The organism is Paenibacillus sp. Pae15, from assembly GCF_024519685.1.
Lineage (GTDB): Bacteria > Bacillota > Bacilli > Paenibacillales > NBRC-103111 > Paenibacillus_G > Paenibacillus_G naphthalenovorans.
Map to the genome: position 1 here is coordinate 1 of NZ_JALJRM010000021.1, position 15,011 is coordinate 15,011.

At 49.3% G+C, this 15,011-nt stretch carries 15 protein-coding genes and 5 tRNA genes; 14 read left to right on the top strand and 6 right to left on the bottom strand.

Annotated features, from left to right (window positions below; translation table 11 throughout):
- The first annotated feature begins 11 nt into the window (after positions 1 to 11).
- Entirely contained in the window at positions 12 to 131 is a 120-nt protein-coding gene (locus NR121_RS25375; RefSeq protein ID WP_375162530.1) for an integrase core domain-containing protein, read from the top strand.
- A 273-nt stretch (positions 132 to 404) separates the two neighbouring features.
- Here the strand turns inward: NR121_RS25375 and NR121_RS17025 are convergent, their stop codons facing one another.
- On the bottom strand, positions 405 to 1,937 hold the full coding sequence (locus tag NR121_RS17025; RefSeq protein WP_062409895.1) for a family 43 glycosylhydrolase: 1,533 nt from the start codon (positions 1,935 to 1,937) through the stop codon (positions 405 to 407).
- Between the two features lie 209 nt (positions 1,938 to 2,146).
- Here NR121_RS17025 and NR121_RS17030 point away from each other — a divergent pair, with 209 nt between their 5' ends.
- The 5 genes from NR121_RS17030 (at position 2,147) to NR121_RS17050 (ending at position 8,052) form a co-directional block, all read left to right on the top strand.
- On the top strand, positions 2,147 to 3,283 hold the full coding sequence (locus NR121_RS17030; protein ID WP_054820301.1) for an outer membrane lipoprotein-sorting protein: 1,137 nt from the start codon (positions 2,147 to 2,149) through the stop codon (positions 3,281 to 3,283).
- A gap of 444 nt (positions 3,284 to 3,727) precedes the next feature.
- Positions 3,728 to 4,915 carry an alanine racemase gene (alr, locus tag NR121_RS17035; RefSeq protein WP_054820303.1) on the top strand — a complete coding sequence of 396 codons (1,188 nt, stop codon included), beginning with the start codon at positions 3,728 to 3,730 and terminating at the stop codon, positions 4,913 to 4,915.
- 202 nt (positions 4,916 to 5,117) lie between these two features.
- The gene (locus tag NR121_RS17040) at positions 5,118 to 5,399 is read left to right on the top strand and encodes a CopG family ribbon-helix-helix protein (RefSeq protein WP_062411056.1); all 282 of its coding nucleotides are present in this window, start codon (positions 5,118 to 5,120) and stop codon (positions 5,397 to 5,399) included.
- Positions 5,400 to 5,402: 3 nt separating this feature from the next.
- The gene (locus NR121_RS17045; RefSeq protein WP_010494553.1) at positions 5,403 to 5,753 is read left to right on the top strand and encodes a type II toxin-antitoxin system PemK/MazF family toxin; all 351 of its coding nucleotides are present in this window, start codon (positions 5,403 to 5,405) and stop codon (positions 5,751 to 5,753) included.
- A gap of 73 nt (positions 5,754 to 5,826) precedes the next feature.
- Positions 5,827 to 8,052, top strand: a complete 2,226-nt coding sequence (locus NR121_RS17050) for a Tex family protein (RefSeq protein ID WP_306274287.1) — start codon at positions 5,827 to 5,829, stop codon at positions 8,050 to 8,052.
- 107 nt (positions 8,053 to 8,159) lie between these two features.
- On the opposite strand, the gene cmpA is transcribed toward NR121_RS17050, so the two are convergent.
- Positions 8,160 to 8,300: a cortex morphogenetic protein CmpA gene (gene cmpA, locus NR121_RS17055; RefSeq protein WP_137670414.1), complete on the bottom strand. Its 141-nt coding sequence runs from the start codon at positions 8,298 to 8,300 to the stop codon at positions 8,160 to 8,162.
- A gap of 80 nt (positions 8,301 to 8,380) precedes the next feature.
- A complete protein-coding gene (locus NR121_RS17060; RefSeq protein ID WP_054818162.1) occupies positions 8,381 to 8,743 on the bottom strand; it encodes a hypothetical protein in 363 nt (120 codons plus the stop codon).
- 149 nt (positions 8,744 to 8,892) lie between these two features.
- Between NR121_RS17060 and NR121_RS17065 the strand changes: the two genes are divergently transcribed.
- The 5 genes from NR121_RS17065 (at position 8,893) to NR121_RS17085 (ending at position 10,822) form a co-directional block, all read left to right on the top strand.
- Positions 8,893 to 9,366 (top strand): SprT family protein, encoded by a 474-nt coding sequence (locus NR121_RS17065; RefSeq protein ID WP_137670413.1) that lies wholly within the window; start codon positions 8,893 to 8,895, stop codon positions 9,364 to 9,366.
- A gap of 37 nt (positions 9,367 to 9,403) precedes the next feature.
- Positions 9,404 to 9,479: transfer RNA gene (locus NR121_RS17070), tRNA-Asn, on the top strand.
- A gap of 10 nt (positions 9,480 to 9,489) precedes the next feature.
- Positions 9,490 to 9,577 (top strand) — tRNA-Ser (locus NR121_RS17075).
- Positions 9,578 to 10,546: 969 nt separating this feature from the next.
- Positions 10,547 to 10,618 (top strand) — tRNA-Glu (locus NR121_RS17080).
- 121 nt (positions 10,619 to 10,739) lie between these two features.
- A tRNA-Leu gene (locus NR121_RS17085) sits at positions 10,740 to 10,822 on the top strand.
- A gap of 124 nt (positions 10,823 to 10,946) precedes the next feature.
- On the opposite strand, the gene NR121_RS17090 is transcribed toward NR121_RS17085, so the two are convergent.
- Positions 10,947 to 11,339, bottom strand: a complete 393-nt coding sequence (locus NR121_RS17090) for a DUF2500 domain-containing protein (RefSeq protein ID WP_054818165.1) — start codon at positions 11,337 to 11,339, stop codon at positions 10,947 to 10,949.
- Between the two features lie 183 nt (positions 11,340 to 11,522).
- Between NR121_RS17090 and NR121_RS17095 the strand changes: the two genes are divergently transcribed.
- Together NR121_RS17095 and NR121_RS17100 are read left to right on the top strand one after the other, a co-directional pair.
- Positions 11,523 to 11,605: transfer RNA gene (locus NR121_RS17095), tRNA-Leu, on the top strand.
- 145 nt (positions 11,606 to 11,750) lie between these two features.
- On the top strand, positions 11,751 to 12,344 hold the full coding sequence (locus NR121_RS17100; protein ID WP_074729152.1) for a YitT family protein: 594 nt from the start codon (positions 11,751 to 11,753) through the stop codon (positions 12,342 to 12,344).
- Between the two features lie 44 nt (positions 12,345 to 12,388).
- Here NR121_RS17100 and NR121_RS17105 read toward each other — a convergent pair whose 3' ends face one another.
- Positions 12,389 to 12,661 (bottom strand): hypothetical protein, encoded by a 273-nt coding sequence (locus tag NR121_RS17105; RefSeq protein ID WP_054818166.1) that lies wholly within the window; start codon positions 12,659 to 12,661, stop codon positions 12,389 to 12,391.
- Positions 12,662 to 12,943: 282 nt separating this feature from the next.
- On the opposite strand from NR121_RS17105, the gene NR121_RS17110 reads away from it, so the two are divergent.
- Positions 12,944 to 14,344 carry an S-layer homology domain-containing protein gene (locus NR121_RS17110; protein WP_062409888.1) on the top strand — a complete coding sequence of 467 codons (1,401 nt, stop codon included), beginning with the start codon at positions 12,944 to 12,946 and terminating at the stop codon, positions 14,342 to 14,344.
- A gap of 124 nt (positions 14,345 to 14,468) precedes the next feature.
- Here the strand turns inward: NR121_RS17110 and NR121_RS17115 are convergent, their stop codons facing one another.
- A complete protein-coding gene (locus NR121_RS17115) occupies positions 14,469 to 14,918 on the bottom strand; it encodes a DUF2621 domain-containing protein (RefSeq protein ID WP_054818170.1) in 450 nt (149 codons plus the stop codon).
- Positions 14,919 to 15,011 lie beyond the last annotated feature (93 nt).

Sequence of the window (15,011 nt, forward strand, 5' to 3'; positions counted from 1 at the left end):
ACCCTCGCGCGTTGCGTAAAGGGCTGGCTCGCTATGTCCAATTTTACAATGAGGAACGCCCGCACCAGTCACTCGGCGAAGCGCGCCCCATTCAGTTCTACGCCCATGAAGTAAGGCAAATCGCATCCTAAATACCGGAAGGAGGACATAACTTATTTTCTAAAAAATCATGTCTTGACTTTGGGGAGCATTACAAACGTCCTCACCAGTCCCTCGGCGAAACAAGGCCCGTACAATTCTACGCCCACGAAGTAAAGCAAATCGCATCCTAATCAATGGAAGGAGAACATAACTTATTTCTCAAAAAATCGTGTCTTGACATTGGGGAGCATTACAGATTGTCAGCGAAATCGGCGTTAAATAAGTACTACTTTGTAAGGATATTAGAAAGATTTAATTGATTTTTATTGATTCGATGATATACAAATAAATTTATAAATCTTGCCTATAAATTGTGAAGGTTCTACTTCAGACATAGGTTGGTTACCCATCATGTTCGCTAAGGCAAACTCCTCTAAACCTTCAATGGATCCTGAAAGCTTAGCGGATGCCGCTAGATGGTCATCAATATAAAGTTCAATATTGTCCGCCTTTTTCTTCAAGGTTACTATGCTTCGTTTACCAGTGGGAAGGAGAGTATTGCTGTCCATGACAAACTTCGTCGCTTTGTCGTTTACTCTAATTTCAGCTTGGACCCTTTGGTCTGGTGTTATCCATAATCTAATGAACGGTCCTGTCTCCGGTTGCTGAGAGCTGATCCGTCCTAACAATTGAGAATGTTTAATTTTTTGGGAAGCAGGCAAAAAATCAATGGACATTTCAAAATCTGTTAGCTTTGTAAGACTTAAGTGGCCAAAAATCCCACCAAGACTTTCTTGAGTAGTCAAGCTGTCATTGTTGATCTTTGAACTCCCCCATAAATTAGGCGTAATCCCTGTTGCAATATCCTTATTATTTTTAGAGAAATCCAATCTTACGGCATCAAAAGCATTTCTGCCATCTTGCGGAGGTTTGCCGACTTCTAAATATCCCCACCCGGAAGGAACCGCTGTGTCTGAACCAGGGTCGGAGTTATGCGCATAATATATACGATCTTTCTCCGAAGCGATAGTTTGCTCTAGAAATACTGGGTTAAATATTTTGGCTTGTGAATTTCTGGTTTGCCAAGGTTCAATGGGCTCTACCAAAGCTATTGCGGGGGAGGCAGCTTTCATTGTGTTTGAATTCAGTTCCACCAAAGCAACTCTCTGCTTCTTGCCGTCCCAGCCAGCAAATGATACATATACGCGGGATTCATGAAAAAATATGGCAGCGTCTGCTTCCTCTAATGCATGCCAAGGTGCCTGTCCAAGCTCGCTAAAAATAGGACCTAAATCAGTCCATGGACCATACGGAGTATCGGCTCTAGCTATCCCGGCCATTTTCGTGTTGATATCTTTATAGGTGGCATAATATTTTTGATCCAAAGGACTTTTTCTCACATGCCAATCAGCTAGATTAGGGAGAGCAGCATCCCGATAGCTGTAAGGACCTGCTGCATTTGAAGAAGTAAAATGTTGAGTTGTTTTTGTTGGTGGATGATAAACCCAAACATGCCATACTCCCTTTTCGTCTTTATAAGCTGTTGGGTAACGTCCGTTAATTGTCATATCATCTGTTGAACTAGAAAGCTCTTCGATGGTCTTGGCGCTTCGATGCTTGGTAGAGGATTTATCATCGTAAAATAGGTGGTACATCCCGTCTTCATAAAGAAGGTCGAATTCGTTAATTCCTGTAGGAAGGGTAAATAATTCTGGACTAAGTGCTCCTCCTCTTAGGTGATCTGTCAAACTAGCATTTTCAGAAGGTTTATAAGGGTTAGAGAGTAAATAAACTCCCAAGCCGCATATAAAAGCTATAACAATGAAAAAAACAAGAACAACAGACCGATACTTCATCAAAATACTCTCCCATTATTGATAATATAATTTGCAAATATAAGTCGTATATTAATTCTTCCACTATAATTGGATGGACATTGTTATCATACAATAAAATCACTGGAAAACCTATATAAAGAACATCACCTTGTCTGCATAATTGTCCAACCCTCCACATAGACATGTTATCAAGATCAGTTTGATTATGTCGTGGAGGGGATGAAGCTATGCGGCGGTTCACGTGGGTGGTGGCCCTTGTGATGGTTTGCTTGAGCTTGGTGGTCAGCGGATGCGGCCTGATAGGGAAGAAGGATGCGGGATCGGTTGTTAAGGATTTGGATGGGGTAAGAAGCAAGCTGCAAAGTTACCACGGCAAGGGGAAGATGACGCTCAATACGGGGCAGGAGCCGCAGGAGTACGACGTTGAGGTTTGCTACCTGGAGCCTTCTTATTACCGGATTGTGTTGACGAATGCCAAGAAGGACATTACGCAGATTGTGCTTCGCAATGATGATGGGGTGTTCGTGCTGACGCCGCATTTGAACAAGAGCTTCCGCTTCCAGAGCGATTGGCCGGAAAATCAGGGACAAGTTTATTTGTACCAGTCGCTTGTGGACAGCATTCTGATGGATAATGAGCGCCAATTTACGTCCGATGAGAAGTCGTATGTATTTGATGTGGTGGCGAACTACCAGAACGGGTCGCTTGCGCGGCAGAAGGTGTGGCTTGATAAGAGAAATTATGCGCCGCAGCATGTGGAAGTGTCGGATGCGAATGCAAATGTTTTGGTGATCGTGAAGTTTGATGTATTTGAATTCGGTACGAAGTTTGAAAAGGATCATTTTGATATGCAGCGTAATATGACCGGTTGGAACCTGATGACGCAGCCGACGATAGTACATCATGACGATGCGAACGCCGGTGCGGCGGAAGAGGGAACGACAGGTGAGAGCAAAGGCGCCGCGGCGAACGGAACCGGGGCAAAAGGTACGGCTGCGGGTGAGAAAACGGATGCGGCCAAGCAGCAGTCGTTCGGTATTATTGAGCCGAACTATATGCCGAGCGGGGTGAAGAAGCAGGATGTGACGGAGCTGACGCTGGGTGATGATAAAGCTGTAATGCTTCGGTACTCGGGGACTTATAATTACACGCTGTTGGAATCGCGGCCTGTGACGAAAACGGTGACCAATATGCCGGGGGACATCCTGGACCTGGGCTTTACGCTCGGTGTTGTAACGGGGGATGCCAAAAAAACGCTGACCTGGACATATGATGGGGTAGAGTTCCGGTTGTCGACCGCAGATCTGCCAGAAACGGAAATGATTAAGATTGCGCAAGCCGTTCAAGGAGAAATGGGGAAATAACACCTCTATGGCCTATTGGAGTATGGCCCTGCAGGAAAAATTTCTGCGGGGCTATGATTGGCTATCGCCGCTAAAAGGGTAGAATGAGGCTTAAGCATTTGAATTTTCAGTCTCCAAGCGGAGTGGTGGTTTTCTAGGATATCCAATGTAAAATCGTGGAGTTGAGCTCTTGCTTGATTTCGGCGAAGCGATCGTTGATTCCGGCAGAACTCCCTTTTGGCAGCCTGTTAAAATTTGAAGCTCTACCTGTGTTTCTTTCCGAAGGTCTGGGGCGAGTAAACGGAAATTTTGTTTTTGGAATCTTTCCCAAACTGTTAAAAATCCGTGATATCGTTGACAGGACAAGGGTATACGGATTAACATAGTTCTAGTCATTAGGGAAGCTCTTCCCCAAATGGGGTGGCTTCCCTTGCTTTTGTGAGACTTGAGAAGAAGGTGGACCTAGTGGATTCGTTTTACCGGCCGACGCGGGTAGAAATTTCGCTTGATGCACTGCGTCACAACCTGGAGGAGTTTCGAAGAGTACTTCCTGAGCATGTAAGCATGATGGCTGTCGTCAAAGCGGACGCCTATGGCCACGGCGCCGTAGAGGTTTGCAGGGAGGCGCTTAGCAGCGGTGTGAAGTATATTGCTGTAGCTTTTTTGGACGAGGGCCTGGAGCTGAGGCAAGCGGGAATAACAGCGCCGATCCTGGTGTTGGGTTATACGCCGCCTGAAGGGCTGGAGACGGCCTGGGAGAACGATATTACGCTAAATGTTTACACGCATGAGCTGTTGGATGCTTGGGAGCGTTTGGGGCCCAGGGAGCGTCCGCTGAACATTCATATTAAGATTGACTCCGGCATGAACCGGCTCGGGTTGACTGAAGAGCATGAAGCGATTGAACTGATTGAACGGGCGATGCGGATACCCGGGCTGCGGGTGGAAGGGCTGTTCACCCATTATGCTTGCGCAGACGAGACGGATAAAAGCTATACGCTGGAGCAGTACGGTCGCTTTGAACGGGTGGTGGAGCATTTTCACCGTCAAGGAATCCGGTTCCCCTGGGTGCATGCGGGCAACAGTGCCGCGGCGATCGATACGCCGAATTTGACGTATAATATGGTACGGCTCGGGATCAGCATGTACGGCTTGTACCCTTCGGAGGAGGTCAATCAGCAAATCATTGAGCTTCAGCCGGTACTAAGCATCAAATCGGCCGTAGTCATGGTCAAAAAGGTGCCTCCCGGCGCAGGTGTTAGCTATGGCGCGATTTACCGGACAGAGGGCGAAGAAACAATCGCTACGCTGCCGATCGGGTATGCGGATGGATTCTCGCGAATACTGACGGGCAAGGCGCAGGTGCTGATCAAAGGACAGCGTGTGCCGATCGTGGGCAGAATTTGTATGGATCAATGTATGATGAATGTGACGGGTCTTGCCGATATATCTGTCGAAGAAGAAGTCGTCATTCTGGGAAGCCAGGGAGAAGAGCGAATCACGGCGGAGGAGCATGCTCAGTGGCTTGGAACCATCAATTACGAAGTCATCTGCATGATCTCGCACCGCGTTCCGCGAGTTTATATCAAAGAGGGGCGCGTCTCGCATACGGTCAATCCGCTGCTCCGGCATAGGTGGGAGCGGACAGAGTAAGGGGTTCATTTTTCCAAAGGTTTTTTTCTCCGGGTTGAGAGGATTTTCATGTTTTTCCGCGAATATGTATACTAATAGTCTGTGGACGCCAAACGGTATAGCATATTTGCTATACCTTGTGCATATATTGATTTTGTATATTTTTACTGGGATGTTGCCATAATGGAAATAGGTGTTTGTATGTTTTTGGGGGTGTATGTTGGTGGCGGGTGCGCATAATACGAAGCGAATCATGATCAGCTTGCCGGATTACTTGCTGAAGGAAGTCGACCATCTGGTGGAAAAGGAAAATTCCAACCGCAGCGAGTTTATCCGTCAGGCAATGAAGCTGTATTTGATTGAGCGAAAAAAGAGGCATTTGCGCGATTCCATGCAGCGCGGCTATATGGAAATGGCTAAGATCAACCTACACATAGCCTCGGAAGCATTTCAGGCGGAGGAAGAAGCGGATGGCACGCTTGACCGTCTTGTAAGCGGGGTGTGACGATTGATTGTCAAACGTGGCGATGTCTTTTTCGCGGATCTCTCACCGGTCGTGGGTTCCGAGCAGGGCGGCATTCGTCCTGTTCTGATCATTCAGAATGATATTGGCAATCGCTTCAGCCCCACGGTGATCGTGGCAGCGATTACAGCACAGATTCAGAAGGCCAAGCTGCCGACGCACGTGGAGATTGACGCGGAAGCGCACGGTTTTGACAGGGATTCGGTCATTCTGCTAGAACAAATCCGGACCATTGACAAGCAGCGGTTAACGGATAAAATCACGCACTTGGATGAAGAAACCATGCGCAAGGTCGACGAGGCTTTGCAAATCAGCGTAGGACTAATTGAGTTTTAAAAGGTGCTGGCGAGGCGGGGGTGCGTGTGCCCTCGTTTTTTCGTTGTTGGCATATGGAGAGGAGAAACTTTGGATGGCACAAGAGCAAACGGTACAAGCGGAGAATGAACAATCTAAGGCAGAGCTGACCGCAGAGATGAAGTCGGCGATTCAGGAGCGGATTGTGAAGCAGATCGCTTCGGAGCTTCAAATTGCGGTAAGCCGGGTGAAAACGACCGTTGGGCTTTTGGATGAGGGGAATACCATTCCTTTTATCGCACGGTACCGTAAGGAAATGACGGGAGAGCTCGATGAAAATCAACTGCGTGACATTGAGGAGCGGCTGACGTATCTTCGCAATCTGGAGGACCGGAAGCTGGAGGTTGTCCGTTTGATCGACGAGCAGGGAAAGCTGACCGACGAGCTGCGGACTGCCATTGAACAGTCGGTGAAGCTGCAGGAGGTTGAAGATCTGTATCGGCCTTACCGTCAAAAACGCAAGACGCGGGCAAGCGTGGCCAAGGAGAAGGGCCTGGAACCGCTGGCGGAGTGGATTTTGGCTCAGCCCAAGCAGGGCGAGCTGCTGTCGGAAGCGGCGGGCTATATTAGTGAGGAGAAGGGCGTGCAGACGGCTGAGGAAGCCGTTCAGGGCGCTATGGATATCATTGCCGAGCAAATCGCGGATGACGCGAAAATCCGGGCTTGGGTACGCCGCTACACGTTTGAGCAGGGTGTGCTTCGTACGGAAGCGAAAGACGCTCAGCAGGAGTCCGTCTATGAGATGTACTACAGCTATCAGGAGCCGGTTCGCAAACTGCCGCCTCACCGTATTCTGGCGGTAAACCGCGGGGAGCGGGAGGAAGTGCTGAAGGTGACGCTGGATGTGCCTGTGGAGCGTATCCATGAATATATAGCGAAGCAAATCATCCAAGGACCTTCTGTGGTTCAGGATACGCTGCAGGCCGTCATTGAGGATGCGTATAAAAGGCTGATATCCTCATCGATTGAGCGGGAAGTGCGTAACGAGATGACGGAGAAAGCGGAGGAAAAAGCGATCGAGGTGTTCGCGGAGAACCTGCGCAACCTGCTTCTGCAGCCGCCGGTTAAAGGCAAGGTGGTGCTCGGCGTGGACCCCGCTTACCGGACAGGCTGTAAGCTTGCGGTAGTGGACGATACGGGCAAATTGCTCGAAATCGCCGTTACTTATCCGACACCTCCAAACAATAAGGTGGCGGAAGCGAAGGTCATCTTCGGGCGGCTGATCGACAAGTACGGTGTAGAATTGATCGTTATCGGCAACGGAACGGCTTCCCGTGAAACGGAGCAGTTCGTAGCCGAACTGATTGGCGAACTGAAGGGACGGAAGCTGCAGTATTTGATTGTCAGCGAGGCTGGGGCGAGCGTGTACTCGGCGTCGAAGCTGGCGCAGACGGAGTTCCCTGATCTGGACGTGGCGGAACGCAGTGCGATTTCGATTGCCCGGAGGGTCCAGGATCCGTTGGCGGAGCTTGTCAAAATCGAGCCGAAAGCGATCGGCGTTGGGCAGTACCAGCACGACGTTACGCAAAAAAGGCTTGATGAAAGCCTGACCTTCGTTGTCGAGTCCGTGGTGAACCATGTGGGAGTAGATGTGAATACGGCATCCCCGGCGCTGCTGTCCTATGTGTCGGGTGTGAACAGTACACTGGCCAAAAACATCGTGAAATACCGCGATGAGAACGGGAAATTCGAGAGCCGGAAGCAGCTGCAGAAGGTGCCGCGGCTTGGGGCGAAGGCATTCGAGCAGTGCGCGGGCTTTCTGCGTATCCCGGATGGCGCTAATCCGCTGGATAATACGCCGATCCATCCCGAGTCGTACGAGGTGGTGGATAAGCTGTTCCGCGAGCTGAAGCTGGAGCTGTCGCAGCTTGGCACCGCCGAACTGAAAGAAATTCTCGGCAGGCTGGAACCCGAGGAGTTGGCCTTAAAGCTGGATGTCGGGGTACCGACGCTTCGCGACATTCTCGATTCTCTGCAGCGGCCGGGACGCGACCCGCGGGAGGAGCTTCCTGCTCCGATTTTCCGCACCGATGTGCTGCAGATCGAGGATTTGGCTCCGGGCATGGAACTGAAGGGGACCGTCCGTAACGTGATCGATTTCGGCGCGTTCGTCGATATCGGAATTAAGAACGACGGGCTTGTTCACATTTCCCAGATGAGCGATTCCTTCGTAAAGCATCCGATGGATGTCGTTTCCGTAGGCGATGTAGTGACGGTGTGGGTGCTTAACGTGGATGTGAAAAAAGGCCGCGTCGGTTTGACGATGAAAAAGCCTTCTTAAGCAAATAATAGAGCATAGGCCGGAGGCAAGGGGCTTCGCTTGGTTGACATGGCGAGGCGAGTCCCTTTCGACTGGCATATGCTCTATTCGCATTGGTGTGGAGATGTTCAATGAAGCTGGGATTCCGTATAATGCGCGTCTTGTCTGCGTGTCCGGTAAAAGAACCAGCAATCGTTAAGTAAACGGATTTGCCGGTGGTTTTTGTTGTAAAAGGCGCGCATCAGTTGGTTGCATAGCCACTGTGGCAAGCCGATCAGCCCCTTCCCGTCATGCTTCGTACATCTTTAGCATATGGTGAAAGGGACCGTGGGGTGCAGGTCCTTATGAATTACGCAAGTTCTTCTTCCTCTTCGTACCACTGCTCAAGCTGTGCTTGAAGGGCGCGAATTTCCGTAAGAAGGGAAATGAGAGGGTACTCTTTTTCCTGTTCCCTAAGGGTGGAGAAGGCTTTCTCGAGTGCATTGATGTAATCCAGGCCGTGCTGCAGCTTGTATGCCGGATGGACGATCTCAAGCTGTTCGAATTCCGCAATAAATACCGGCAAGGCCGGTTTGGACGGGATGGTCAGCTTATCCAGCTCCTTGTGAAGTCTTTGATTGAGTGCGGCCAATTGGTACATATGCGTTGCCGGCATTTCGACAAATTCCAATTGATCGTTATGTTGAAGTAAAGCGTATTTCATTTTGGGCATTGGAAGGCGGCTCCTCTCATAAGATCAAACGTTAATTCGTGCGCAAGAATGATTTTCATGATTCCTACTTGACAGTTTAGCCTAACCTGCGGTTACAATTCAAGTGATGAAACTTGAGCTAGAAAACGAATAAAGGATGGGAAAAATCAATGGATGACCGGCAGCTTCAGCTGTGGGTGGAGCAAATATCATTGACGTCGTTTGGGCTGCCTTTTGAGCATCAGGCTCGATTTAACCGGCGGCTGCGTTCTACAGGGGGACGGTATTTTACCCGTACGCATGACATTGAAATCAGTTGGCTTCAGTACGAGCAATTTGGTGCCTCCGATGTGGAAAAAATCATTAAGCATGAGCTGTGCCATTACCATCTGCATATTCGGGGCAAAGGTTATCAGCATCGGGACAGTGACTTCAAGCAACTGCTCGCCAAAGTGGGCGGAACTCGATATTGCAGATCACTGCCTCAATCGCTGCGGCGCAAGGAGCCATACCGGTACAAGCTCGTATGTGTGAGCTGCAAGGCGGAGTATTTGCGTAAAAGGAAGGCAGACCCGCGCAAATACGTTTGTGGACATTGCAAAGGGAAATTGAGATTGCTCACAATTGAAATGGCACATGCTTGACTTGGAGCAGCAATCATGATAAATTAAAAATTGTTCTTCCCCGATAGCTCAGTCGGTAGAGCACTCGACTGTTAATCGAGTTGTCACAGGTTCGAGTCCTGTTCGGGGAGCCATTCTTATCTTGGAGAGATACCCAAGTGGCTCAAGGGGACCCTCTGCTAAGGGGTTAGACTGCGTAAGTGGTGCGAGGGTTCGAATCCCTCTCTCTCCGTATATATAGCAAAATAAACCGCCGGAAGGCGGTTTTTGCTATATATGGGAATATGAGAGGGTTCCAACCCGAGAAGAGGGGGCGGCGGAGCAGCGTAGGGAACGCTGCAGAGTCTCGCGGTCTCGTATTTCCAACGGTGAAACCGATCATTAAAATCCATACATTCAATAACCGAAAGGCCAATTCAGTTTGGGAATCCTTTTGAAGTTCATGCCTTAACAATTCGACAATAAAGGTCAGCGGCGGAAAAATGGAGCTAATGATCGTGAGCATTTTCATAATTTCGTTCATCCGATCCGATTAAAAGGCCTGTCAGCGATTCTCTATATATGTCGAGCGGGTCGATTACCCGGGAAATATGATCATCGATGTCGATGACATAAGCTTCTGCTTTCTTGCATAGAAGGTAAGTTTTTGATGTCTTATGGCGTCGAGAAGCGATTTTTCTCCACAAGATGACTCGCCGGAGTTGAACGTTTGAAATGGAAAATTTCATGCGATACGAGAACATAAGGATTGTGGCAAGTGTTCTGCTTCGTACACCTTTGGTAATATTTCTCGACAATGGCAAAAAACGTCAATACAATGTTCCTTATGGCGGTTCATTTTGAGACGCTATTTCAGCATGATGCGGACCTCCACCACCAAGGGCAGCAGTGAAACGGCTTTTCCAGGAATACTCGACCTGCGCCGGAACCGGGTCGGAGATATGTATTCAGTTGCTATCGTCTTGATCCGGAACGCGAATGTCTTGTTCGGTCATTCGGTCGGCGGTTCATCGGTAATTCAGCAGATAACTGGCACCTCATTAAAAGGCTTTATTTTTCCCTGACTGGCATAACGGAATTTCCGTTCCCAAAGCTTGCTTTTGTTCCCGAAAAACTGTCGAAAAAACATCTTGTCAACCTCGAAACATTCCGCTATAATAACTCTTGTCGCTTAAAAGGCAGTCGATTTTCATTATGGCATGGCCCGTTGGTCAAGGGGTTAAGACACCTCCCTTTCACGGAGGTAACAGGGGTTCGAATCCCCTACGGGTCATATTAAAGGGGATTTGAACCCCTGAGGGTTCGTCGGAGGATAAGCTTCGCTAGCATCGGCTTCGCAGTCTCGGAGCGCAGCGAGGAGTATCCCCTGCGGGTCGTTATAATCATTTTAACCTGCGGTTGTGGTGGAATGGCAGACACGCTATCTTGAGGGGGTAGTGAGCGTACGCTCGTGGAGGTTCGAGTCCTCTCAACCGCATTCAATAAGCCTGGTGATCCCAATAGGATCATCAGGCTTATTTTCTGTCGAATGTGGTAAGAGAGAGACGCTCTGGAGGCAAACGCTTGGATGGCGTCTCATCTTTTCCGACGTTGGAGCAGCCTCAATAAATGGATTGCTGCCGGGATCTCTCAAATTCCAGGAAGCGGGTGCCTTGATAGGAAAGCTGCCCCTGATCGCCTTCCGCCAACAGACCGTAATCGCCGGGGCGAACATGGAATTCGCGTCGTTCTCCCTGATCAAATTCAAACGTGACATAATATGAAGTATGGGCTGAAGTATGTTCGCCCCCGCTGACTCTTGTCCGTTTGGAAACGACAAAAGCCGGCTTGGTGATTCGTTCGCTGGCGTTATTGCTCATCCAGGTGTAAACCCCCCGGCCCAATATAAACAAAGCAGCCCCCACAATGAGCGTCGTAATAAGAGTAAACATCATTGAAAAAACAGGCGGCGGACCACCAAAAGAACCGCTAAACGGATCGCCAAAAGAGATCATTCCGTCCACTCCCCATATGGAAATTTGTTCATACGGTTTAAACGTATTTCCGTGCCGGGATGTTTCATGGTTTAAATTTTTAAACCGTTAAAAAGAAATATAGTAAAAAACATTCGGGTATGAAGTGCTGTCAAACGAGCGGGCTTTACTCTTGCTGGAGAACAAGATATAATTATATTATGCGCGGTTGTGGTGGAATGGCAGACACGCTATCTTGAGGGGGTAGTGGGCGTACGCCCGTGGAGGTTCGAGTCCTCTCAACCGCATTTTGGCTTAAATCCGGAAACCCTTGGTATTCAAGGGTTTTTTCTTTTGCGCTTTATCTCTTCGTTAAGAGTAAATAGGGATTAATGCACATTTTTGATGTGTTCAGCATATAAATCAGACATGCCTTAATGGGAGCTGGTTGGGTTGCTGTACCATAAAATCGTTGCAATCATAACGGGAAGCTTGCTAATCGCGATGGGTGTGAATTGTTTTTTGATGCCGTTTAAAGTTTTGGACGGCGGGATTATCGGCATAGCTCTCATTATTAATTATTTGTTCGAATTCAAAGTGGGACTTGTAGTCATCCTGTGCAGCATACCCATCTTTACATTGGCATGGATTTATTACCGGGAGTTGGTCTACAACAGTTTGCATGGCATGCTGCTTTCCTCCTATCTGATTGATATCTTGGAACCGTTCCATTATTATTTTCTCTATTATGTAAATTTGACGCCGGTCAGCAGCAGCGTAATCGGAGGCTTGATTATCGGCGCGGGAATCGGAATCATGCTGCGATATGATACCAGTACCGGGGGAACGGATTTGCTGGCTCAATTTCTTTCGAAGTATGTTACGTTTAATGTAGGGATCATCATTTTTATTCTGGATGCGGTCATTATCAGTTTGGGAGGCCTGCTGATCTCGGCGGAGACATTGGTGCTGTCTGTGATTACGATTACGGTTGGAGGCGTGACGACAACGCTCTGTACGCTTAAATCCGCTGGACGGACGCATTGAAAATGACAAAAACCTCCTTCTCGGGAGGGCTCCTTATGAGTAAGCTATAGGCGCAGCAGGGCCTGCCGTTCGGCTTGAGGACGGCATAATTTGCAGACACCGACCACTCTGCCGCGGCCGGAATAAAAGGTCAGTTCCTTTGGAGGGACTTTCTTTTTACAGTAAGAGCAGCTTTGCTTGGACAGAGGTCGTTTGCTTCGGCCAGAATGGATGTGCTGCGGGCGATTTCGTTTCTTCCTTAAGACGAGCCGGACGGCGGCGGCAGCAATCATAAGAATAAGCCCATACAGGAGTATCTTTTCTTGATCACCGAACATGATGTCCCTCCCTCGTTTTTGAACCGATGATGAATATGGCCTTACTACACCAATATTTCGTCAAACGGGCGTTGATTCCTTTTTTTCGGGTGGACTGTCTATTAACGGAGCATTGAATGCAGCGGCCGCCGGGGATGCCTTGAAACAAGCAATCGGTATTGCTCTCCTCGAAAAGGGAAGAATCTACAGGTCGTGCATTCCGGGACGAATTCAAGGTTTGCTGTAACAAAATATGCCCCTCCTACCGATAAAAAAGGAAAGAGATGGGAGGTATTGCGACTCATGAGAAATGCTAGCAGCCCGATGTGGCGCAAACTCGTGCTTCTGGTGTCATTCACTCTTTTGCTGTCGTTATTGCCGGTTCGGGCATTCAGTGCGGACACCGGCTTCCGGGACGTCGATCCGCAGCGCTACGCCTGGGCGATCAACGCCATACGGTTGATGACCGACAAGCAAGTATTAACCGGTTATCCCGACGGCCTGTTTCGTCCGGATCAAACGGTCAGCAAAGCGGAATGGACGGTGATGGTCCATCGTTTGTTTAATAAGTACCGTCCCAACCAGTATGCGGTGGGGATGGAGAAAATCAGCTATTTTACGGACGTGCCTCCGCTTCACTGGGCACATCGGCCGATTATGGATATGTATAACGCGTCCTTTCGCATCGGCGGATACGGCGTGAGCCGAACCGGGGATTTGGCCTTCCGGCCTGATCAAGCGTTGAACCGGCTTCAGCTGGCGCAGATGCTTTACGCATTCTTCGATCAGCGGCTGATGGACCGCAGGCTGAGTGAAAACGATGTGTGTGCCGTTATGATGGAGTTTAAGGATGTCCCTGTCAGGCTGTTTACGGATCCTGAGGAATATGCTGCCGCCAAGGCGGACGGAAGATACGAAGCGGGAGGGTTGATGGATATTGAAAGCAGCAATGTATATCCATCGCTCTTTATGGGCAACCATTCCAGCAACTGCAAGTTTGGAGACGATCCGCTCTCGAACGTGCAATCTACAGCGCTCGTCAGTCTGAAGGCCAACGGCATCATGACGCCGAACGACGATGGATACTTCCGGCCGAAGGATAGAGTGACACGCGCGGAAGCTGTGACTATTCTTAACCGGATTTACAGCTACCTTAAAAACAACAGCCTGCTCTCGGACTATACGTCTGTCGAGCTTGATGCATCCGGCTCCGGCGGTGGTTCTGCGGGAACAGGCGGAGGAGCGCCATCATCAGGCGGGGGTTCCTTCAATAACAATCCAGGCAGCAGTATCATCGTTCCGCCAAATTCGGGCGGCTCTGCCGGCGGGAATCATCAGAATCCGGAATGGTCGGATAAATCGGTGATTCGTGTAACGGATTATTTTAACGATCAGGGTGTCATTGTGAAAAATGTGAAGCTGTTCGGTGAGATCGAGACGGCGGTGCAGCCGAATGGGAAGAGATTTTTGACCATCGATATGAAATCGCAGGAGAAGGTGGATCTGTACGTTATTCTGGACGGTCGTGTGGGCTTCGTCAAGCAGGAGGAACTGCCGCTTACTCTGCCTTTGGACGGCATTGGGATGGTGGGTCTCCGTTCGCAGAAGCGGGATATGAAATCGCCGCGGACAACGGAGTATCAAACCACATTGAGCGTGGCCCTGTACGACGAGGATCCGGGAAACGGCAAAAAGCGGAAATAGACCGCCGTATGGGAGACCTCCGTTCCCTTTGAGGGACGGGGGTCTTTTTGTTGAACTCTGTCTATAACAGGGGTTCACGCAGCAAAAATCCCTCCCGGCGTATCGGAGAGGGATATCCAAGCTGCTACTGAAGCAGATGCTTATAAGCGGTATAGTCGATTTGCTTTTTGTCGAGAAAGGAGGTCAGACTCTTGTAATCGCGTTTTGGCGTTGCGAGAATGTAACCCTTGATGCAATGATCCTTTGTGATTTCAGTGGCGTTGTCCTCCAGGGCCACTTGTCCGATCCGGGCGGCGATGGAATGCCTGGCGATGTCACGGAAAGGCTTGGGGACCGGTTCAACGAGCATTTCAAGGAAGGCTTTGGATTCCTCCGTCCATAGATGCCGGGATGATTCGACATAATGATTTTGCCAGTCGAGCTTGGATTTGCCGTCATTTCCCATCGGAAGCACCTTCAAAAATTTGCGGAACATAAAATAGCCGCCGATCGACATAAAGAACAGCAGCACGAACACCCAAAACAGGATAAACCACATAAATCCCGAGGGCGGGACGGAACTGGATAAAAGCATCGTACATTTCACCTCGCTTCCATTATACCGTAAATCCGGGCTTCAGGAAAACGGCAGATTGGAGCAGGAGCGCCTTTTGGTTAGAGAAACATT

Excerpts from the sequence above, each read along its gene's own strand:
- NR121_RS17025 (WP_062409895.1), bottom strand. The coding sequence starts at position 1,937 with ATGAAGTATCGGTCTGTTGTTCTTGTTTTTTTCATTGTTATAGCTTTT.
- NR121_RS17030 (WP_054820301.1), top strand. The coding sequence starts at position 2,147 with ATGCGGCGGTTCACGTGGGTGGTGGCCCTTGTGATGGTTTGCTTGAGC.
- NR121_RS17050 (WP_306274287.1), top strand. The coding sequence starts at position 5,827 with ATGGCACAAGAGCAAACGGTACAAGCGGAGAATGAACAATCTAAGGCA.
- NR121_RS17060 (WP_054818162.1), bottom strand. The coding sequence starts at position 8,743 with ATGCCCAAAATGAAATACGCTTTACTTCAACATAACGATCAATTGGAA.
- NR121_RS17065 (WP_137670413.1), top strand. The coding sequence starts at position 8,893 with ATGGATGACCGGCAGCTTCAGCTGTGGGTGGAGCAAATATCATTGACG.
- NR121_RS17090 (WP_054818165.1), bottom strand. The coding sequence starts at position 11,339 with ATGATCTCTTTTGGCGATCCGTTTAGCGGTTCTTTTGGTGGTCCGCCG.
- NR121_RS17105 (WP_054818166.1), bottom strand. The coding sequence starts at position 12,661 with ATGTTCGGTGATCAAGAAAAGATACTCCTGTATGGGCTTATTCTTATG.
- NR121_RS17110 (WP_062409888.1), top strand. The coding sequence starts at position 12,944 with ATGAGAAATGCTAGCAGCCCGATGTGGCGCAAACTCGTGCTTCTGGTG.
- NR121_RS17115 (WP_054818170.1), bottom strand. The coding sequence starts at position 14,918 with ATGCTTTTATCCAGTTCCGTCCCGCCCTCGGGATTTATGTGGTTTATC.